General features: G+C 46.0%; 12 protein-coding genes, 21 tRNA genes and 2 rRNA genes. 32 read left to right on the top strand and 3 right to left on the bottom strand.

Going from position 1 to position 19,631, the window contains the following annotated elements:
* The 28 genes from ACNAZ4_RS15860 to ACNAZ4_RS15725 form a co-directional block, all read left to right on the top strand.
* Positions 1–116 (top strand): 23S ribosomal RNA (locus ACNAZ4_RS15860); the annotation flags it as partial.
* Between the two features lie 142 nt (positions 117–258).
* A 5S ribosomal RNA gene (gene rrf, locus ACNAZ4_RS15855) occupies positions 259–374 on the top strand.
* 10 nt (positions 375–384) lie between these two features.
* Positions 385–460 (top strand) — tRNA-Val (locus ACNAZ4_RS15850).
* A gap of 40 nt (positions 461–500) precedes the next feature.
* Positions 501–573: transfer RNA gene (locus ACNAZ4_RS15845), tRNA-Thr, on the top strand.
* A gap of 10 nt (positions 574–583) precedes the next feature.
* A tRNA-Lys gene (locus tag ACNAZ4_RS15840) sits at positions 584–659 on the top strand.
* 15 nt (positions 660–674) lie between these two features.
* A tRNA-Leu gene (locus tag ACNAZ4_RS15835) sits at positions 675–759 on the top strand.
* A gap of 19 nt (positions 760–778) precedes the next feature.
* Positions 779–853, top strand: a tRNA-Gly gene (locus ACNAZ4_RS15830).
* Positions 854–863: 10 nt separating this feature from the next.
* Positions 864–952, top strand: a tRNA-Leu gene (locus ACNAZ4_RS15825).
* Between the two features lie 25 nt (positions 953–977).
* Positions 978–1,054, top strand: a tRNA-Arg gene (locus ACNAZ4_RS15820).
* A gap of 17 nt (positions 1,055–1,071) precedes the next feature.
* A tRNA-Pro gene (locus ACNAZ4_RS15815) sits at positions 1,072–1,148 on the top strand.
* Between the two features lie 15 nt (positions 1,149–1,163).
* A tRNA-Ala gene (locus tag ACNAZ4_RS15810) sits at positions 1,164–1,239 on the top strand.
* Positions 1,240–1,260: 21 nt separating this feature from the next.
* Positions 1,261–1,337: transfer RNA gene (locus ACNAZ4_RS15805), tRNA-Met, on the top strand.
* A gap of 39 nt (positions 1,338–1,376) precedes the next feature.
* Positions 1,377–1,453: transfer RNA gene (locus tag ACNAZ4_RS15800), tRNA-Ile, on the top strand.
* A gap of 19 nt (positions 1,454–1,472) precedes the next feature.
* A tRNA-Ser gene (locus ACNAZ4_RS15795) sits at positions 1,473–1,565 on the top strand.
* Positions 1,566–1,728: 163 nt separating this feature from the next.
* A tRNA-Met gene (locus tag ACNAZ4_RS15790) sits at positions 1,729–1,802 on the top strand.
* A 3-nt stretch (positions 1,803–1,805) separates the two neighbouring features.
* Positions 1,806–1,881, top strand: a tRNA-Asp gene (locus ACNAZ4_RS15785).
* 162 nt (positions 1,882–2,043) lie between these two features.
* Positions 2,044–2,116: transfer RNA gene (locus ACNAZ4_RS15780), tRNA-Phe, on the top strand.
* 38 nt (positions 2,117–2,154) lie between these two features.
* A tRNA-His gene (locus tag ACNAZ4_RS15775) sits at positions 2,155–2,230 on the top strand.
* A 6-nt stretch (positions 2,231–2,236) separates the two neighbouring features.
* Positions 2,237–2,310, top strand: a tRNA-Gly gene (locus ACNAZ4_RS15770).
* A 3-nt stretch (positions 2,311–2,313) separates the two neighbouring features.
* Positions 2,314–2,387 (top strand) — tRNA-Ile (locus ACNAZ4_RS15765).
* Positions 2,388–2,400: 13 nt separating this feature from the next.
* A tRNA-Asn gene (locus ACNAZ4_RS15760) sits at positions 2,401–2,475 on the top strand.
* Between the two features lie 4 nt (positions 2,476–2,479).
* Positions 2,480–2,570: transfer RNA gene (locus ACNAZ4_RS15755), tRNA-Ser, on the top strand.
* 3 nt (positions 2,571–2,573) lie between these two features.
* Positions 2,574–2,645 (top strand) — tRNA-Glu (locus ACNAZ4_RS15750).
* Between the two features lie 900 nt (positions 2,646–3,545).
* Positions 3,546–5,504, top strand: coding sequence for a 1,4-alpha-glucan branching protein GlgB (gene glgB / locus ACNAZ4_RS15745; protein ID WP_415815820.1), 1,959 nt, complete (start codon positions 3,546–3,548; stop codon positions 5,502–5,504).
* Positions 5,422–6,570: a glucose-1-phosphate adenylyltransferase gene (locus ACNAZ4_RS15740; protein WP_415815818.1), complete on the top strand. Its 1,149-nt coding sequence runs from the start codon at positions 5,422–5,424 to the stop codon at positions 6,568–6,570. Before glgB ends, ACNAZ4_RS15740 begins: the two co-directional genes overlap by 83 nt.
* Positions 6,571–6,594: 24 nt before the next feature.
* Positions 6,595–7,623, top strand: coding sequence for a GlgC family sugar phosphate nucleotidyltransferase (locus tag ACNAZ4_RS15735; protein WP_415815816.1), 1,029 nt, complete (start codon positions 6,595–6,597; stop codon positions 7,621–7,623).
* On the top strand, positions 7,620–9,071 hold the full coding sequence (gene glgA, locus ACNAZ4_RS15730) for a glycogen synthase GlgA (protein ID WP_415815814.1): 1,452 nt from the start codon (positions 7,620–7,622) through the stop codon (positions 9,069–9,071). Before ACNAZ4_RS15735 ends, glgA begins: the two co-directional genes overlap by 4 nt.
* Positions 9,061–11,463 (top strand): glycogen/starch/alpha-glucan phosphorylase, encoded by a 2,403-nt coding sequence (locus ACNAZ4_RS15725; RefSeq protein WP_415815812.1) that lies wholly within the window; start codon positions 9,061–9,063, stop codon positions 11,461–11,463. Before glgA ends, ACNAZ4_RS15725 begins: the two co-directional genes overlap by 11 nt.
* A 52-nt stretch (positions 11,464–11,515) precedes the next feature.
* Here the strand turns inward: ACNAZ4_RS15725 and ACNAZ4_RS15720 are convergent, their stop codons facing one another.
* Positions 11,516–12,382 (bottom strand): EamA family transporter, encoded by an 867-nt coding sequence (locus tag ACNAZ4_RS15720; RefSeq protein WP_415815810.1) that lies wholly within the window; start codon positions 12,380–12,382, stop codon positions 11,516–11,518.
* Between the two features lie 134 nt (positions 12,383–12,516).
* Between ACNAZ4_RS15720 and ACNAZ4_RS15715 the strand changes: the two genes are divergently transcribed.
* Positions 12,517–13,422 (top strand): cupin domain-containing protein, encoded by a 906-nt coding sequence (locus ACNAZ4_RS15715; protein WP_415815838.1) that lies wholly within the window; start codon positions 12,517–12,519, stop codon positions 13,420–13,422.
* A gap of 103 nt (positions 13,423–13,525) precedes the next feature.
* On the opposite strand, the gene ACNAZ4_RS15710 is transcribed toward ACNAZ4_RS15715, so the two are convergent.
* Together ACNAZ4_RS15710 and ACNAZ4_RS15705 are read right to left on the bottom strand one after the other, a co-directional pair.
* Positions 13,526–14,290 (bottom strand): TraR/DksA C4-type zinc finger protein, encoded by a 765-nt coding sequence (locus ACNAZ4_RS15710; RefSeq protein ID WP_415815808.1) that lies wholly within the window; start codon positions 14,288–14,290, stop codon positions 13,526–13,528.
* A gap of 105 nt (positions 14,291–14,395) precedes the next feature.
* Positions 14,396–15,328, bottom strand: a complete 933-nt coding sequence (locus ACNAZ4_RS15705) for a 1,4-dihydroxy-2-naphthoate polyprenyltransferase (protein WP_415815806.1) — start codon at positions 15,326–15,328, stop codon at positions 14,396–14,398.
* 329 nt (positions 15,329–15,657) lie between these two features.
* On the opposite strand from ACNAZ4_RS15705, the gene ACNAZ4_RS15700 reads away from it, so the two are divergent.
* From ACNAZ4_RS15700 to menH, 3 genes are read left to right on the top strand one after another with little or no spacing between them, the layout of a single operon-like run.
* Positions 15,658–17,064 (top strand): isochorismate synthase, encoded by a 1,407-nt coding sequence (locus ACNAZ4_RS15700; protein ID WP_415815804.1) that lies wholly within the window; start codon positions 15,658–15,660, stop codon positions 17,062–17,064.
* Complete coding sequence (gene menD, locus ACNAZ4_RS15695) at positions 17,061–18,812, top strand: 2-succinyl-5-enolpyruvyl-6-hydroxy-3-cyclohexene-1-carboxylic-acid synthase (protein ID WP_415815802.1); 1,752 nt, start codon at positions 17,061–17,063, stop codon at positions 18,810–18,812. The genes ACNAZ4_RS15700 and menD overlap by 4 nt, the downstream gene beginning before the upstream one ends.
* Positions 18,809–19,618, top strand: coding sequence for a 2-succinyl-6-hydroxy-2,4-cyclohexadiene-1-carboxylate synthase (gene menH, locus ACNAZ4_RS15690; RefSeq protein ID WP_415815800.1), 810 nt, complete (start codon positions 18,809–18,811; stop codon positions 19,616–19,618). The genes menD and menH overlap by 4 nt, the downstream gene beginning before the upstream one ends.
* Positions 19,619–19,631 lie beyond the last annotated feature (13 nt).

The following is a 19,631-nucleotide window of genomic DNA, read 5'->3' as shown; positions in this document are numbered from 1 at the left end:
TTTCCCATAGCGCAAGCTAGTAAGAACCCTGAAAGATGATCAGGTTGATAGGTCAGAGGTGGAAGCGCGGTGACGTGTGGAGCTGACTGATACTAATCGTTCGAGGACTTAACCAAATGATCATTCGATTCTCTTGTTTTCTTCTTACACATTATCTAGTTTTGAGGGAATAAAGATTTTTACAATGTGAAATATCTTTAAAATTTCTCTTGCAAAAAAACATAAAGCCAGTATAATAAATATTGTCTTTAAAAAATGTCTGGTGACGATGGCGAGAAGGTCACACCCGTTCCCATACCGAACACGGAAGTTAAGCTTCTCAGCGCCGATGGTAGTTGGGGGTTTCCCCCTGTGAGAGTAGGACGTCGCCGGGCAGTTTTAAATGGAGGATTAGCTCAGCTGGGAGAGCATCTGCCTTACAAGCAGAGGGTCGGCGGTTCGATCCCGTCATCCTCCACCATGATTTTTTCGCACTAGCGAAAATAATCTTCATGAAATTTGCCGGTGTAGCTCAATTGGTAGAGCAACTGACTTGTAATCAGTAGGTTGGGGGTTCAAGTCCTCTTGCCGGCACCTTTTGTACGAGCCATTAGCTCAGTCGGTAGAGCATCTGACTTTTAATCAGAGGGTCGAAGGTTCGAGTCCTTCATGGCTCACCATTTTCAACAAAATATGCGGGTGTGGCGGAATTGGCAGACGCACCAGACTTAGGATCTGGCGCCGCAAGGCGTGGGGGTTCGACTCCCTTCACCCGCACCATTTTTTCAAAGCTAAATATGCGGAAGTAGTTCAGTGGTAGAATACAACCTTGCCAAGGTTGGGGTCGCGGGTTCGAATCCCGTCTTCCGCTCCAAAGTTCTTTAGCCGGGGTGGCGGAACTGGCAGACGCACAGGACTTAAAATCCTGCGGTAGGTGACTACCGTACCGGTTCGATTCCGGTCCTCGGCACCACCAAGTTAGCTAATATACTATATATGCGCCCGTAGCTCAATTGGATAGAGCGTCTGACTACGGATCAGAAGGTTATGGGTTCGACTCCTTTCGGGCGCGCCATTATATTTTCTCTTTATCGGGGAGTAGCTCAGCTTGGTAGAGCACTTGGTTTGGGACCAAGGGGTCGCAGGTTCGAATCCTGTCTTCCCGACCATGCTTTATATTATATGGGGCCTTAGCTCAGCTGGGAGAGCGCCTGCCTTGCACGCAGGAGGTCAGCGGTTCGATCCCGCTAGGCTCCACCATATATCTTAATAAAATAATTTGGCGGTGTAGCTCAGCTGGCTAGAGCGTACGGTTCATACCCGTAAGGTCGGGGGTTCGATCCCCTCCGCCGCTACCAAATTTAATCTGGTTGAACCTATTCAATCTAGGATATCCTGGACCTTTAGCTCAGCTGGTTAGAGCAGACGGCTCATAACCGTCCGGTCGTAGGTTCGAGTCCTACAAGGTCCACCATTTTACTTGTTTTAAATACGGAGGTATACCCAAGTCTGGCTGAAGGGATCGGTCTTGAAAACCGACAGGCGGGTAACACCGCGCGGGGGTTCGAATCCCTCTACCTCCTCCATAATTTCATTACTATTAATATCATCGCGGGGTGGAGCAACGAGCGTTACTTCATTGAATATGCTGCGAGTTGTACCGATCGAGCTGCTTCTTGAATAAGCTTCCTGAGATCGGGACAGTCATGCTCACTAGGAGCATAAACTGAATTATGTGATTAATATCGTCGCGGGGTGGAGCAGTCCGGTAGCTCGTCGGGCTCATAACCCGAAGGTCGCAGGTTCAAATCCTGCCCCCGCAATCTGGTCCCGTGGTGTAGCGGTTAACATGCCTGCCTGTCACGCAGGAGATCGCCGGTTCGATCCCGGTCGGGACCGCCATTTTTATTTTAAGATGCAATATAATAGTGGCTCAGTGGCTCAGTCGGTAGAGCAAGTTGCTCACATCCACGAATAAGCCTCTGCGGCAACTTGTGAGAAAGACCGAAGGTCATTCGAGCAAAGGACCTAAACTAGTAAAGGTTTAGGATGCAATATTATAGTGGCTCAGTAGCTCAGTCGGTAGAGCAAAGGACTGAAAATCCTTGTGTCGGCGGTTCGATTCCGTCCTGAGCCACCTTATTTAATTTCAACTAATATTCATATGTAGATATGGCGATTGTGGCGAAGTGGTTAACGCACCTGATTGTGGTTCAGGCATTCGTGGGTTCGATTCCCATCAGTCGCCCCATTTTTTGCGGGTGTAGTTTAGTGGTAAAACCTCAGCCTTCCAAGCTGATGATGAGAGTTCGATTCTCTTCACCCGCTCCATAAGGGCCTATAGCTCAGCTGGTTAGAGCGCACGCCTGATAAGCGTGAGGTCGGTGGTTCGAGTCCACTTAGGCCCATTTTTTATATTATTCCGCAGTAGCTCAGTGGTAGAGCACTCGGCTGTTAACCGAGCGGTCGTAGGTTCGAATCCTACCTGCGGAGCCATTATGGGGAAGTACTCAAGAGGCTGAAGAGGCGCCCCTGCTAAGGGTGTAGGTCGGGTAACCGGCGCGAGGGTTCAAATCCCTCCTTCTCCGCCATAAGGCCCCTTGGTCAAGCGGTTAAGACACCGCCCTTTCACGGCGGTAACACGGGTTCGAATCCCGTAGGGGTCATAAGGAAAGCTGTTAGCAATTATGCTGACAGCTTTTTTTCGTTTCTTAAAACTCTGGTACTACTGAGGAACCTGTTGTTCTCTTGAAACTTTCCTGCATTGCTTCCAGGTATACAGCAGGCAGCATAGATTAACTAAATAGGGTACATAGCAGCGACATGTGCCGGGTTTAGGTCAGATAAGCAAAAACGAGTCAGATAAAGAAGAAATATATGCCCGGTTACAGGAAGAAGAAGAAAAACGGGTCACATAAAGAAGAGATATGTGACCAGTTATAGCAAGAAAGACAAAACGGGTCACATAAAGAAGAGATATGTGCCCAGTTATAGGAAGAAAGGGAAAACCGCATCACATAAAGAGAGATATGTGTGTCCTGTTACAGGAAGAAAGTAAAAAACGGGTCACATAAACTAGTAATCAGTCCCCCTAATGGCCAAGGAGGTAAGGATCCGTACAATCTTACTCGTAAATAACAGTTTTATCAATATATCTCATATAGACTTTTCAAAGCAGCTCGTTCTGTTATTACTCGAATCAAGCAGCAGGCATCCCCATTAAAACTCGCTAACAACCAACCACCATCATATCCCCTTTCGACACAATGAAAACGCTATCAAATCAAAAACATTTTTAATCCATATATCACTATCAAACCTAATAAATTCAACCAATCCTCTCAAAAAAACATTATTCATTTTTAATTTTCGTTCTCCAAATTCCGCGTAATTGGAAGATTTAGTACATTAAAGCGCTGCCATTTGCGGGCTTTTGTCGAATTACATGCTTTACTGAGTATTATTGTCGAAAGATTAAGAAAATGTTTACAAGGAATTCTTTATGGTAACTAGAATACTACTAAAATAGGAAGTTTTATTCGTTTTACAAAGGCAGGTGGAGGGCATTGGTGATTAATCCTACAGAGTTTGAATTGCATCTGTTCCATGAAGGAAATTTGTATCAGAGTCACAATTTATTTGGTGCGCATGTCATGAAACGAGAAAATGAAACATATACTCGATTTTGTGTGTGGGCTCCGAATGCGTCTGAGGTTAGGCTTGTTGGTGATTTTAATCATTGGTATGGAGAGAATCACAGGTTTCATAAAGTGAATAAGGAAGGTGTCTGGCAGCTTGCCTTAGAGGGGGATCTGACAGGGGCTATTTATAAGTTTGAGATTTTGACAGCTGGCGGTAGTAAGAAGCTTAAAGCTGATCCGTTTGCTTTCTTCTCGGAAGTGAGACCAAATACCGCTTCGGTTGTTTATCCCCTTGATGGGTACAAATGGGGCGACCAGAAGTGGCTGCAAAAGAGGGAGCAGCGGAGCACGCCTGATGAGCCAATGTTCATCTATGAACTGCATGTGGGTTCCTGGAAAAAGCATGATGATGGATCGTTCCTTACATATCGCGAGCTTGCGGATGAGCTGATCCCTTATATCCTTTCACATGGATACACACATATTGAATTATTACCTCTAACTGAGCATCCGCTCGACATGTCCTGGGGATATCAATCCACTGGATATTTTTCTGTTACAAGTCGTTATGGGACACCACATGATTTTATGTATTTCGTGGATATGTGCCACCGAAACGGGGTCGGGGTCATCCTAGACTGGATACCTGGCCATTTTTGCAAGGATGCCCATGGGCTTTATCAGTTTGATGGGAGTTATGTATTTGACTATCAGCGTGAGAATGACAGGGAGAACCTGGTTTGGGGAACAGCCAATTTTGACTTGGGAAAAACAGAGGTCCAAAGTTTCCTGATTTCCAGCGCGATTTTCTGGCTTGAGAAATATCATATTGATGGCTTCAGGGTCGATGCAGTAGCGAACATCATTTATTGGCCTAACTCAGTCAATGCTGCCAATCCGTACGGCGTGGAATTTTTAAAGAAACTGAATAAAGCAGTAAAGGATTTTGAACCTGGAGCTTTGATGATTGCGGAGGATTCTACTGATTGGCCGCAGGTGACTGCTCCGGTGGAGTATGGTGGACTCGGTTTTACATACAAGTGGAACATGGGGTGGATGAATGACACCTTGAAGTATATGGAGGCAGAAAGCCATAACAGGAAGCATATACATGATAAGGTTACGTTCTCCCTGCTTTATGCTTTTTCAGAGAATTTTGTCCTGCCTTTTTCACATGACGAGGTGGTGCATGGAAAGAAATCTCTTCTTGACAAGATGCCTGGTGATTACTGGCAAAAATTCGCGCAGCTGCGGCTTTTGTTAGGGTTCATGGTGGCGCATCCAGGAAAGAAGCTGACTTTCATGGGGACTGAATTTGGCCAGTTTTCGGAATGGAAGGACAAAGAACAGCTGGATTGGAATCTGTTCGAGTATGAGATGCATGGAAAAATGAATCATTATACAAAAGAGCTGATCAAACTGTATAAGCGTTCAAAGCCATTGTATGAGGTTGACCAGAGCTATGAAGGTTTTGAGTGGATTGACGCGGATAACCGTGACCAGTCGATTTTCTCTTTTATCCGCAAAGGCCAGAATCCGGAAGATCTGCTTGTGATTGTCTGCAATTTTACAGAGAAAGTATATAGTGACTATCGGATTGGTGTTCCTAAGCCCGGGGAATATCGGGAAATTTTAAACAGCGACGCCGAGGTTTTCGGGGGTTCAGGCGTAATGAATAAAAAAGTGCGAAAAGCAAAAGAAATAGCTTTCCATGGAAGGCCATATTCTATAGAGATGAGTATTTCTCCATTCGGAATCTCAGTTTTACGTCCTGTTATCAAAAGAAAGGGGAGAAACAATCATGCAAAAGAAGAAATGCGTGGCAATGCTGTTGGCAGGAGGAAAAGGAAGCCGGCTGCACTCATTGACCAAGAATCTCGCTAAACCTGCTGTCCCTTTTGGCGGCAAATACCGGATCATCGATTTCCCATTAAGTAACTGTACGAACTCAGGAATCCATACAGTGGGCGTTTTGACGCAATACCAGCCGCTTTTGCTCAATTCTTATATTGGCATTGGCAGTGCATGGGACCTTGACAGAAAGGATGGCGGGGTGACAGTGCTGCCGCCTTATGCAGAGAGTTCCGAGGTTAAATGGTATTCAGGCACGGCTAGTGCGATTTTTCAAAACCTCAATTATCTTGATCAGTATGATCCTGAATATGTCTTGATTCTTTCAGGTGACCATATTTATAAAATGGATTATGAATTGATGCTCAATTATCATGTGGAAAAAGGTTCGGATGCGACGATTTCGGTCATAGAGGTGCCTTGGGAAGAGACGAATCGGTTCGGGATCATGAATACGGATTCCGAGCTAAGAATTACTGAATTCGAAGAAAAGCCGGATATTGCGAAAAATAATCTCGCTTCGATGGGGATTTATATTTTTAAATGGAGCGTTTTAAGGGAATATCTGATAAGGGATGACCAGAATCCGGAATCCAGCCATGATTTTGGCAAGGATATCATTCCGTTGCTGATCGAAGAAAATATGAAGTTATTTGCCTATCCTTTTAAAGGCTACTGGAAGGATGTAGGGACTGTTCAGAGCCTGTGGGAAGCAAATATGGATTTATTGGATAAGGATTGTGAACTGAACCTGTTTGACCAGTCCTGGCGGATTTACTCCGTGAACCCGAATCAGCCGCCGCAATATATTTGTCCAGAGGGGGAAGTTTCGGAATCCCTGGTCAATGAGGGCTGCAAGATTGAAGGGGAGGTTTCCAAAACGGTCGTATTCCAGGGTGTGACGGTCAAAAAAGGCGCTGTCGTCAAGGAAACGGTCATTATGCCAGACGCTGTCATCGGCCATAATTGTATCATTGAGAAGGCGATAGTGTCTCCAGGGGTTTATGTCCCGGATGGCACGATCATCAGGCCAGATGATAGCTGCAATGAAATTACATTAGTATCGGAAGAAACAATCGGTGAATTGCAATCCAATTGAACCGACTTCGGGAGGAAATAAGAAATGAACAAACGATTATTGGGAGTAATAGATGCGACAACCGTCCACGAAGATCTTCATGAACTGTCCCTGCATCGGTCGGTGGCAGCGATTCCCTTTGGCGGACGATACAGGCTGATTGATTTTATCCTTTCCAACATGGTAAATTCGGGCATCGAGAGCGTGGCGATCTTTCCGAAATACCAGTACCGGTCGTTGATGGACCATTTAGGCTCTGGCCGGAATTGGGATCTTAACCGAAAAAGGGATGGATTGTTTTTCTTCCCTGCACCTAATCTTGATAAACATTATACGGGAATTGGCACTTTGGACCATTTTGCCGATAATATTGATTATTTTGAACGCAGTACACAGGATTATGCGCTGATTGCGAATTCCTATACGATTTTCAATATGGATTTCCAGCAGTTGCTTGACTGGCATATTGAATCGGGCTGTGACATAACAGAAGTACAGAAAAATGGAAAATCTTTAGGGATCTATCTTGTGAAAAAAACACTGCTGATGGATTTGATCCTTACAAGGAATGAAACAGGATATTCGAATTTGAGGGATGCTGCCAGGGATACCAGCAGTCAATTCCAGCTTTGTTTTTACGACTATGAAGGCTATGCAGTGATGGTGGATACGATCGCCAAATATTTCAGTGTGAGCATGGATTTGCTGAAGCCTGAGGTTTGGAAGGAGTTATTCCCTAAAGAACGCCCTATTTTAACAAAGGTGAAGGATGAGCCTCCAACCCGTTATGATGTCGATGCATCGGTCCGCAATTCAATGGTCGCCAATGGCGGGGTGATTGAGGGGACTGTTGAAAACAGCATCATCGGAAGAGGTGTGAAAATCGGGAAGGGCACCGTCATCCGCAATTGTATCATCATGCAAAAGACGCAAATCAAGGAGAATTGTATATTGGACTCAGTCATCGTTGATAAAGACGCAAGAATCGAGGCAGGTACCGTCATCACAGCGCCAGCAGACTCGCCAGCTGTCATCCGTAAAGGAGCAGTCCAGGGAGTGGGGAGCAGCTCGTGAAGGTATTATTCGCAGTATCGGAATGTGTTCCTTTCATCAAGTCAGGAGGCCTGGCTGATGTAGCGGGATCACTTCCGAAGGAGCTGAAAAAATTAGGGACGGATGTCAGGGTGATTTTACCGAAGTACGGTTTGATTCCTGACAAATTCCGCTCTGAGATGAAGAAAGTGAAAGAGTTTACTGTGCAATTAGGCTGGCGCTCGCAATATTGCGGCATTGAAGCTCTTGAGCATGATGGTGTCACCTTCTATTTTGTGGACAATGAATATTACTTCAAACGGGATAGTCTTTATGGTCATTATGATGATGGGGAGCGTTTTTCCTTTTTCAGCAGGGCAGTGCTCGAGTTCGTCGCTGAAAGCGAATTTTATCCGGATGTGATCCATTGCCATGACTGGCATACCGGGATGATTCCTTTCTTGCTGCGTACCGAGTATTATAAGCGTCCGGGTTATGGATTGATCCGGTCTGTATTCACGATCCATAATCTTCAGTTCCAGGGAATCTTCCCGCGGGAAGTGCTCGGGGATCTGCTGCAGATTGACAGCTCTTATTTCAATGAGGAACAGCTTGAATTTTACGGAATGGCCAATTTCATGAAAGCAGCATTGATTTCAGCAGATCATATCACGACAGTCAGCCCTACCTACAAGGACGAAATCCAGACTGAGTATTTTGGTGAAAATCTGGATGGAATCCTGAGGAAAAGACGTGAGGATCTTTCCGGGATCTTGAACGGAATCGACCATGTTGCTTATGACCCGGAAAAAGATCCTGGTCTGGCCGCCAGTTTTGGAGTATGGGGACTTGAAAGAAGAGTCATCAATAAGTTGCAGGTACAGCGCAGTTTTGGCCTTCCGGTAAATGATGATGTGCCCGTTGTGGCCATGATCACGAGACTGACGAAACAAAAAGGCCTTGATTTGGTCAGGGAAGTTTTCCATGAAATCATGGCAACGGGATTGCAGCTCATAGTTCTTGGCACTGGTGACCCTGAGTTTGAGCAGTTCTTCAGGGAAATGGCTGCGCAGTATCCTGATCAATGTGGCGTATATATCGGTTTTGATGAAAATCTGGCACACCAGGTTTATGCAGGATCGGATCTGTTTTTGATGCCATCCAAGTTCGAGCCGTGCGGATTGAGCCAGATGATCGCGATGCGCTATGGATCGATCCCGGTTGTCAGGGAGACGGGCGGTCTGAACGATACTGTCCAGCCTTATAATGAATTTAATGGTCAGGGCAATGGATTTACCTTTGCCAATTTCAATGCCCATGACATGCTCTTTACGATTGAACGGGGCTTGTCATTTTACCACAAGCGTGAAAAATGGCTGAAGCTGATGGCAAAAGCGATGGAAACAGACTATAGCTGGGCGCAGTCGGCAAGGCAATACAATGATTTGTATTCCGATCTCATCTCAAGGAGTGAATCGCATGTTTTCTAATGTTCCCAAATTCAAAACCGCTTTCTTGAAAAAACTCGAGATGATGTTTGGAACCAGCTTTGAAGAAAGCACAAGCCGGGAGCAATTCCAGACTCTCGGACATATGATCAGGGAGCATGTGAGTTCTGATTGGATAAAAACAAATGAAATATACCGCGCGGGCGCTAAGAAGCAGGTCTATTACCTGTCTATAGAATTCCTGCTTGGGCGGCTGCTCAGGCACAATCTGATTAATCTGGGTGTTGAAGAGGTCGTATGCAAGGGACTCAGGGAACTGGGGATCGAGCTTGATCAATTGGAGGAAATCGAGGCAGATGCTGGTCTAGGCAATGGCGGCCTTGGCCGTCTTGCCGCCTGTTTCCTTGATTCGCTTGCATCGCTTGATTTGCCTGGACATGGCTGCGGAATTCGCTACAAGCATGGCTTGTTCGAGCAGAAAATCGTTGATGGCTACCAGGTAGAACTGCCTGAACAATGGCTGAGGCACGGCCATGTCTGGGAGGTACGCAAGACGGATGATGCAGTGGAAATACCTTTTTGGGGAGAGATTGAGAGCCGATTGGAAAATGGCCGGCTAGTTTTCAGGCATCTGAACGCCGAGACCATCATGGCTGTTCCTTATGATCTTCCTGTCATCGGCTACCAGACACAGACGGTGAACACTCTGCGTCTATGGAATGCCGAGCCGGCGAGATTTCCGGCTAATGCCGATATTTTTAAATATAAGAAGGATACCGAGTCGGTTTCGGAGTTTTTATATCCGGACGATACACATGATGAAGGAAAGATTCTTCGGCTGAAGCAGCAATATTTTCTTGTCGCAGCGAGCCTGAAGGCAATTGTGAAGTCGTTTAAAAAGAAGAATAAGAGCTTGCTAGAGTTCCACGACTATGTGAGCATCCACATCAATGATACTCACCCTGCAATCGCGGTACCTGAATTGATGCGGATCCTGATGGATGAAGAGGGACTTGGCTGGGAAGATGCATGGCAAATTACCGTCCAGACCCTTTCCTATACAAACCATACGACCCTTGCTGAGGCGCTTGAACGCTGGCCAATCAGGATATTCCAGCCGCTGCTGCCGCGTATATACATGATCGCGGAGGAGATAAACGAGCGTTTCTGCCAAGAGGTATGGGAACGATTTCCTGGCGATTGGGCAAGGGTCGAAAGCATGGCAATCATTGCCCACGGCGAGGTCAGGATGGCTCCGCTTGCGATTGTCGGCAGTCACAGCATTAATGGAGTGGCAAAGCTGCATACGGATATTTTGAAGAACCGGGAAATGAACTTGTTCTATCAATTCTATCCACAACGTTTCAATAACAAGACCAATGGCATCACCCACCGGCGCTGGCTGCTTAAGGCAAACCCAGGTTTGTCGGGATTGATTACCGATGCAATTGGGCCAGATTGGGTAGGGGCTCCGCAAAAACTCGAGGAATTGACGCGCTTCAAGGATGATGCAGCCTTCCTGGAAAAATTGCATGGCATCAAGCAGGAGAATAAAGAGCGGCTCGCAAGACGGATTTTGGATAAAACAGGGATTGAAGTCGACACTGAATCAATTTTCGATGTCCAGGTAAAAAGGCTGCACGCCTATAAGCGGCAGCTGTTGAATGTGCTGCACATCATGCATCTGTATAATGCGTTGAAAAAAGACCCGGATGCTTTGTTGTATCCAAGGACATTCATTTTTGGCGCCAAGGCTTCACCTGGTTATTATTTTGCCAAAAAGGTCATAAAACTCATTAACAGTGTAGCTGGTAAGGTGAACAATGACCCTGAGACGAAAGATAAGCTGAAAGTCGTTTTCCTTGAAAATTATCGAGTGTCCCTGGCCGAGGAAATCTTTCCGGCTGCGGATATCAGTGAGCAGATTTCAACGGCGAGCAAGGAGGCATCCGGCACTGGAAATATGAAGTTCATGATGAACGGGTCGTTGACACTGGGCACGCTGGATGGTGCCAATGTCGAGATCACGGAAATGGTTGGCAGGGAGAATATCTTCCTGTTTGGGTTAAGTGCAGAGGAAGTGCTGGATTACCAGCATAACGGCGGCTATCATTCGCTGGAGTACTACCACCATGATGAACGGATCCGGGAAATCGTCGACCAGCTGGTGAATGGGTTCTTCCCTGATACGGAGAACCATTTCAATGAAATCTATGATTCTTTGCTGGGGCATAATGACCAGTATTTTGTGCTGAGGGACTTTGCTTCCTATGCAGAGGCACATCAGGAAGTCAGCCGGAAATATTTGAATCGCGGCGAATGGCTGCGGATGAGCTTGATCAATATTGCAAAGTCCGGATATTTCTCCAGCGACAGGACCATAAGGGAATATGCAGATGAAATCTGGAAAGTCCAGTCTGCTTTGAAAGTATAAGATTTTAGGCCAAACCTTAGATGGTTTGGCCTGTTCTTGTCTTATATTCCTTTTACAAAATCAACAGCCCAGTGCCAATCGTGATCAATACAGCACCTGCCACGGTGGAGCGGGTCGGTTTTTCTTTTAGAATGATGAAGCTCAGGATCATTGTCAGGACGACACTGAATTTATCGATTGGATTGACGATACTCACTTTTCCGATTGCGAGTGCAGCGAAGTAACAAAGCCAGGAGAAGCCTGTGGCTGCACCGGATAGGATCAAAAAGATGTAAGACTTCCTTGTGATTTTCCTCAATTCCTTCACAGTTCCCTGAAAAAATACAATCCCCCAGGCAAAAATGATGATCACGACAGTGCGGATGAAGGTCGCGACATTGGAATCGACATCTTCAATTCCGATTTTTGCGAGAATATTGGTCAGTGCCGCAAAAATGGCAGACATGATGGCGAGGAAAAGGTACGATTTTGTGTTGAAGCCGTTCTTGCCCTGCGTCTTTTTCTTTTTTCCAATCAGCACGAAGGTACCAATGGAAATGATGATGCCACCGACTACTACAGGCATTGTGGCAGGTTCCCTAAGGATAATAAAAGAAAGCAGGATCGTCAGTACCACACTTGATTTGTCAATCGGCACAACCTTGGAGACATCACCAATCTGGATTGCTTTGAAAAAAGCCAGCCAGGAAAGGCCAGTTGTCAATCCTGATAGAACGAGGAATATCAGTGATCTGGTTGACACTGTCATTATATTTTCAGTCTGGCCGGTAATCACCACCATCAAATAAGCCATGATGACGACCACCACGGTCCTGACAGCGGTGGCCAGGTTCGAATCGACATCCTCAATGCCGATCTTTGCGAGGATTGCAGTAAAAGAGGCAAATAGTGCAGCAAGAAGCGCAAGAATAATACTCATTGGCTATCTCCGTTTCTTATGGATTATAGTCTTAGTTTGAGATTCTGCCCCATGAATATTCTTGTCCATAAAATGAACAATGTACGATTCAAAAGAAATGGGCATAGAATGGGTTGATAAATCCTGTGAAGGGAATGAGAAATGTGTACAGTCCAACCTATCCCTATCAATATTATGTGAACTCAGGCACGTATAACCCAAGTAATATGTTTAGAAACAATCAAACTAGTCATCAGCAGGTCCTTGAAGCGCTGCTTGCTGGTATAAAAGGAGAAGCTTCAGCCATTGATTTTTTTGGCCGCCTGGCGGAAGCAGCGCCGAACCAGAGGCACAGGAAAGCGATCAGGCAGGCATTAGAGGATAAACAAATTCACTATAATCAATTTACAGACTTATACATCACACTCACTGGCCAACAGCCACAAACTCAGTATGAACAGATCGAATTCGAGTCCTATCGGGATGGTCTGCAAAAAGCTTTTGAACTGGAGAACAAAGATTACCATGAATATCGTAACAGCTATTTACTGACTCAGAATCTTCCGGTTGGCCATGTCTTTTTCCGAGCGTTTGCTGATGAATTAGAACATGTGACGCGGTTTAGCTGTCTGATGGAAGAGGCTGGCAGCCGATTGCAGGACTATGGTAAAGAACCGTTTACCCTTGATATTGAAGATGCGACTCTGCAGAATGTAACATTTCGGACAGCCATTTGGACCGGGAAGAATTTGCAGGTGACGGTCATGAGCATCGATGTTGGAGACGATATTGGCCTTGAAATCCATGAAACAGGGGACCAGTTCATCCGCGTTGAAGAAGGAGAAGCACTGGTGCAAATGGGCGACAGTAAGGATAATCTCGATTTCGAAGCGAGGGTGGTTGATGACTATGCCATCCTGATTCCAGAAGGGAAATGGCATAATGTGATAAATATAGGAAATACGAAGCTGAAAGTATATGTGATTTACGCCCCGCCTGAGCATCCGTTTGACACTGTCCACGAGACAAAAGCAGATGCAATCAAGGCAGAGGAGGGATAATCTCTGAATGAGGAGAGATTTTCTAATCAGCATTGCATGCAACATCCTTTTGAAAAGAGCCGAAAAAACAGCCTCCGTTCAACCATGAACGGAGGCTGTTTCCTTATTCTTCTTTCTTTTTCTGATCCTCTACATAACTGTCTCCCTCTTTATAAGGGATGTCGCCAAGCTCTGATTCCATGCCGGTTTCGTCGAGCCTTTCCTCATATTCCTCTTCGCTGGCGCTTTGGAATACTTGACGGTCATCACCTTCAATATCTGTGGCGCTGAAGGATTCATAGTCTTCAGTGAACCCGCGCTCAGTTTCATTATCAATATAAAGCTTATTGTAATCCTCGTGGTCTCCGGTAAAGTCGGAAGGTGTTTCAGAAGTCCCGAACTCAGCCACATCATCGAAGCTGTTCCTGTTGTCGGCCATCTCTTCGTTCTGTCTGCGGCCGAAATCTGCTTCGTGGGTGTATTCCAATACATCTTCCTCGGCTGAACGGTCATTTGATACGCCTTGTTCCTGCGAGTGCTCGACGCAGTATAGGGTGTACGGGACTGCTTCGAGTCGCTCATATGGGATCTCTTTCCCACACTCAGCGCATTTTCCGTATGTGCCATCCTCAATCGCCTTCAGGGCGTTTTCGACTTTGTCCATCTGGTCCTCATGATGCTCGTCCATCGCGAGGTCCTTGCTGCGCTCGAACAGTTCTGTGCCACTGTCGGCGGGATGGTTATCGTAGGAAGAAAGTTCTCCGGTTGCCTCCCGCTGGCTGCCTTCCAGGTAACCTTCCTCTTCATTTTGATCTATTTGTGATTGCAGAGTTTCTTTTTCATCCATAAGAGTTTGTTTCAAGTTATTGAGCTGGTCCGTTGTCAGCATAATTACACATCCTTTTGTTTCGTGTCATATGTATTAAATACCCGCTCACAATTTCAGGAAACATAGAAAAAGCTTCCGCCTAAGGCAGAAGCTTCTCGTTTAACATTAAATCAAGCTGATGAAAATACCGACGGATAAAAGCAGGCCAAAGATCGTGTTGGTCTTTGCCGTTGCAGCCATTGCCGGCATCATTTGTATAGGATTGGACTTTCCAATAAAACCTTTTGTTGCTTTGACCGCTTTTGGAATGCTCAGTGCGACAATCGCCAGCCATGGGGATACGACGCCTGTAATGATGAGGCCGATCACCCATATATATGAAACAATGAACATGCCAGCAAGCAGGCGGATGGCACCTTTCCTTCCAAGCAGGATGGCGAGTGTTTTCCGGCCAAAATCTTTGTCGCCATCAAGGTCTCGGATATTATTGGCAAGCAGGATCGCGCCTACCAGCAAAAAGCTTGGGAATGACACGAGAACACTTGTCGGTGTGACTGTGCCGGTCTGGATATAAAACGAAATCAAAATGATCAGGACACCCATGAAAAAGCCAGCGACAAGCTCACCGAAAGGAGTATAGGCTATTGGCAGCGGACCGCCTGTGTAAAGGTAACCGGCAGCCAGGGAAACAACCCCGACAGCTGCGACCCACCAGCTCGTGCTCATACAGATATATACACCGAGTAAAACGGATATTCCATAAAGGCTGAAGGCAAGGTTCAGGACCGTTTTTGGCTTGATGCCATGACGGACAATCGCGCCGCCGATCCCAACGGAATTCTCATTGTCCAGTCCACGTTTAAAATCATAATATTCATTGAACATATTTGTTGCCGCCTGGATTAACAGACTTGCGACCAGCATGGCTATGAACATTCCCCAATGGATGCCGCCGCTGTTTTCTATAGCTAAAGCAGTACCGAGAAGGACAGGGGCAAATGCTGCAGTCAATGTGTGCGGACGGGTTAAGTGCCACCATACTTTCCAGCTTGCTTTATCAACTGCTGGTGAAGAACTAGGCTGTAGCTGTGATTGCATATCTAATTCTCTCCCTTAATATCAATCTATCAAACCTTAATATTTTATCTAAAAGAACGAAAATTGTCAAAAAGAGCTTTAATATATAGGCTAAATTACCTTACAATTATTAGTGTAGATATTCACATAACCACTGTCAATTAGTATTTTCACGTCTATACAGGATGGTTTTTCCAGATTATGCAAGCTTTTCGCGTGAAATATATAATAAGGATGATAATCGCTTTGGAAAGCCCGCCATGATTGACATCGTGATGTATGAGGTGTATCTTAAAATAAGCTTTTAAACGTATGATAACAGATGAGAGGCTGTTATTGGGGGGATAATTTTGGTTGCCATTCAGGAAACGGAACTTAGACAGGGAATTCTTGATGGGATTGAGCGGGCCAAAGGACTATCTCAGTCGATTTTGGTAAGCGAAGTCCATAAAATAGATCGTATCGATCCTTTTCATTTTTTTGCCTCAGGCCGGGAAAAGTACTTAGGCGAACGTTTTTTCTGGAAGGATCCTGAGGGAGAACAAATTCTTGCAGGATTGGGAATTTGCGGTCAAATACAGTCGGATCAGGCAGCTGACCGCTTTTTTCATGTTGAAAAAGAGTGGAAGCGCTTCATGGAATCCGCGCTGGTATTCAATAAATATAATCTCAATGGTACAGGGCCAGCCATATTTGGCGGATTTTCGTTCGATCCGCTGAAAAAAGGAACTGCTTTATGGTCCAAGTTTTCAGAAGCATTGTTCCATATTCCGAAATACATGCTGACCATGATCAAGGGCGAGGCTTATTTTACAACAAACGTCATCTGCACCCAGCATGATGATCTTACCTTATTCGAAAAAGTGTCCAGGGAGCGGCAGGAATTGCTCTCGAGGGCAGTAGTGAAACCGGCACTTGCTCAGCTTGATCTCAAGGAAATTGTTGAAATCGAGCCGGAAGCATGGAAGCAGACTGTAACAGATGCCGTAAAAGGTTTCGAGAATAGTGAACTGAAAAAGGTTGTCCTCGCAAGGGAGCTGCGCCTCCGTTTCGAAGATGAGGTCCAGGCAGAAAGAGTACTCGCGAATCTTCTGGATCACCAGAAAGCGAGCTTCATCTTCGCCTTTGAATCCAATGGGGATTGCTTTATCGGAGCTTCACCAGAGAGGCTGGTCAAGAAGGATGGCGACAGCCTGTTTTCAGCATGCCTGGCAGGTTCGATCGCAAGGGGAAGCACTCCTGAAGAAGATGAAAAGCTGGGCACTGAACTTTTAACAGATCAGAAAAATTTGATAGAACACCAATATGTAGTTGATATGATCAAAGAGGCGATGGAAGAAACCTGTGATGAGGTCATCCTTCCTGAACAGCCTGCGTTAATGAAGATGAAATATATCCAGCATCTGTACACCCCAGTCATCGGTAAAAACCGGGAAGGGACATCGATTCTTCATCTTGTGGACAGACTCCACCCGACTCCAGCTCTCGGAGGATTGCCGAAACAGGCAGCCATCGAGAAAATCAGGGAAATCGAACAGCTGGACAGAGGGCTCTATGCCGCACCTGTTGGCTGGATGGATTATCAGGGAAACGGTGAATTCGCCGTAGCGATCCGTTCAGGACTGATCCAGGGGAATGAGGCTTCCTTATTTGCCGGATGCGGTGTCGTGGCAGATTCTAATGCCGAAAGCGAATATAAAGAGACTAGCATCAAGTTCCGACCGATGCTTACAGCACTTGGAGGAAAGATAAAATGAGCCACCAGGAAGATTTAACAGCGTATATCGCTGCATTTGTTGCAGAGTTATCCAAAACAGGGGTGAAGGATGTCGTCATCAGCCCTGGTTCTAGATCAACGCCAATGGCACTGGTGATGGCAGAGCACCCTGACCTGAGAACCCATATTCTTGTCGATGAGCGATCTGCGTCATTTTTCGCTCTCGGGATTGCCAAGGCAACCAGAAAACCGGTCGCACTCCTATGTACATCTGGAACGGCAGCGGCTAACTATTATCCTGCAGTCATTGAAGCGAGTATCTCAAGGGTCCCATTGCTTGTCCTGACAGCGGATCGTCCGCATGAACTGCGTGATGTCGGTGCACCGCAGGCAATCGACCAACTCCATCTGTATGGAAAAAACGTTAAATGGTTTGTTGAGATGGCTCCTCCGGAAAGAACGGAGGACATGATTCGCTATGCACGTACTGTTTGTGGCAGAGCGGCTGCAACAGCATCAAGCTATCCGCAGGGACCTGTCCATTTGAACTTCCCGTTCAGGGAACCGTTGATTCCGAAGCTGGATGGAAATTTGTTCGAACTACCTGAGCGGGCTGGTGGATATATCGATATCCAGACCGGACATATCAGTTTATCAGACGAAATGTTTAAGAGAATTGCGGAGGACCTTGCAACCTATAAAAACGGCATCATCGTCTGCGGGCAAATCGACAACAGTGAGTTTGCTGAACGAGTGATTGCGCTTGCTGACAGCCTGAAGTTCCCGATTATCGCTGACCCGCTATCACAGCTGCGAAGCGGAGATCATGACGGGCGACATATTGTCGATACATATGATGCGTTTTTGCGTAACGAAGACGCGAAGGAAGCTTTGAAGCCTGATGTGATCATCCGTTTTGGTGCGATGCCTGTTTCAAAAGCGCTGACCATCTTCATAAAAGAGAACCGCCACGCCCGCCAGTTTGTGATCGACAGCGGTGCCGGCTGGCGCGAGCCGACAATGTCTGCAAGCGATATGTATTATTGTGATGAAGCGCTTTTTTGCGAGAAGATCAGCAGTGCCGTTGGTCATGTTAAAGAGTCTTCCTACTTGGATAAGTGGCTTGCATTGAACGATACAGCCAAACAGCAGCTAATGGACATTTCCGGGGTAGAAGAATTGAGTGAAGGCAAGCTGTTCCATCTGCTTGCAGAGATGCTTCCTGAAGGAGCGACTCTATTCGTCGGCAACAGCATGCCGATCCGCGACCTCGATTCATTTTTCCTGCTTAACGAAAAGAACATTAAGGTCATGGCCAATAGGGGAGCGAATGGCATAGACGGGATTGTCTCTACTGCACTTGGTGTAGCGAGTGTATCGCAGCCCTGTTATCTTGTGCTGGGTGATTTGACTTTATATCATGACCTGAATGGGTTGTTGGCTTCAAAGTTATATGATATCGATATTAATATCTTGCTGATCAATAATAATGGGGGAGGAATATTCTCATTCCTGCCTCAGGCAAATGAGCCAAAGCATTTTGAGATGCTGTTCGGCACTCCGCTCGATCTTGATTTCAGTCATGTTGTCGCGATGTACAAAGGGAAATATGACCTGATTAAGGACTGGGAGCATTTTTTCGAGACTTTTGTCGAAAACCAGCGTGTTAAAGGCCTGAAAGTAATGGAAATCCGTACGGCTAGGGATTCGAACATGATGGAACATCGAAATTTGTGGAAATCTGTTTCCCGGGAAATAACGGCGCTGCTAAATGGTGAAGAATCATGAAGACCATAATTAATGAAATCCAATATCATGTCGAGCAATACGGAAGCGGTTATCCTCTCGTATTGCTCCATGGGTTTACCGGAGCGGCTTCTACATGGAAGCCGTTTTGTCCTATGTGGGGAGAGCACTCAAGCCTAGTGATGGTTGACCTTATTGGACACGGCATGACTGAATCGCCTGGCGATATGGAGCGATATGATATCAAGAAAGCAGCAAATGACCTCAAAGTTCTTTTAGACCAGCTTGGAATTGAAAAAGCAGATTTGCTTGGGTACTCGATGGGCGGCCGCACAGCCATCACATTTGCGAGTCTCTATCCTGAAAGAGTAAGGAAGCTGGTACTTGAGAGCACGACACCAGGACTGAAAACTCCTGAAGAGCGTGAGGCGCGAATTCAGCAGGACTTGAAGCTGGCAGCCAGGATTGAGAGTGAAGGCGTGGAGAAATTTATCGATTTTTGGGAATCGATCCCGCTTTTTCGTTCGCAGTTGAATCTCCCGGAAGAAGTAAGGGAACAAATAAGAAGTCAAAGACTCAGAAATAATCCTGTCGGCCTGGCGAATAGCCTTCGGGGAATGGGTACCGGCGCCCAGCCTTCATGGTGGGATCAACTTGAAGAATTTGATTTTGAAACCTTACTGGTTACAGGAAAGCTTGATGAAAAGTTTTGCAGAATTGCCGACGCTATGGCCATGAAGCTCCCAAATCCGACAAATTTGACGATAAATGGATGCGGGCATGCAATTCATGTGGAAGATCGAGAAAAATTTGGTACAATAGTAAGTGAGTTTTTGTCGAATACATAATAGGAGGTTTTCT

It is taken from the genome of Mesobacillus thioparans, assembly GCF_965138835.1.
GTDB lineage: Bacteria > Bacillota > Bacilli > Bacillales > Cytobacillaceae > Mesobacillus > Mesobacillus thioparans.
The sequence above is the reverse complement of the archived record's forward strand: the minus strand, read 5'-3'. Positions and strand labels throughout refer to the sequence as shown.

Coding starts and splice junctions, on each gene's coding strand:
- ACNAZ4_RS15740 (WP_415815818.1), top strand. CDS start 5,422: ATGCAAAAGAAGAAATGCGTGGCAATGCTGTTGGCAGGAGGAAAAGGA.
- ACNAZ4_RS15735 (WP_415815816.1), top strand. CDS start 6,595: ATGAACAAACGATTATTGGGAGTAATAGATGCGACAACCGTCCACGAA.
- ACNAZ4_RS15725 (WP_415815812.1), top strand. CDS start 9,061: ATGTTTTCTAATGTTCCCAAATTCAAAACCGCTTTCTTGAAAAAACTC.
- ACNAZ4_RS15720 (WP_415815810.1), bottom strand. CDS start 12,382: ATGAGTATTATTCTTGCGCTTCTTGCTGCACTATTTGCCTCTTTTACT.
- ACNAZ4_RS15715 (WP_415815838.1), top strand. CDS start 12,517: ATGAGAAATGTGTACAGTCCAACCTATCCCTATCAATATTATGTGAAC.
- ACNAZ4_RS15710 (WP_415815808.1), bottom strand. CDS start 14,290: ATGCTGACAACGGACCAGCTCAATAACTTGAAACAAACTCTTATGGAT.
- ACNAZ4_RS15705 (WP_415815806.1), bottom strand. CDS start 15,328: ATGCAATCACAGCTACAGCCTAGTTCTTCACCAGCAGTTGATAAAGCA.
- menD (WP_415815802.1), top strand. CDS start 17,061: ATGAGCCACCAGGAAGATTTAACAGCGTATATCGCTGCATTTGTTGCA.
- menH (WP_415815800.1), top strand. CDS start 18,809: ATGAAGACCATAATTAATGAAATCCAATATCATGTCGAGCAATACGGA.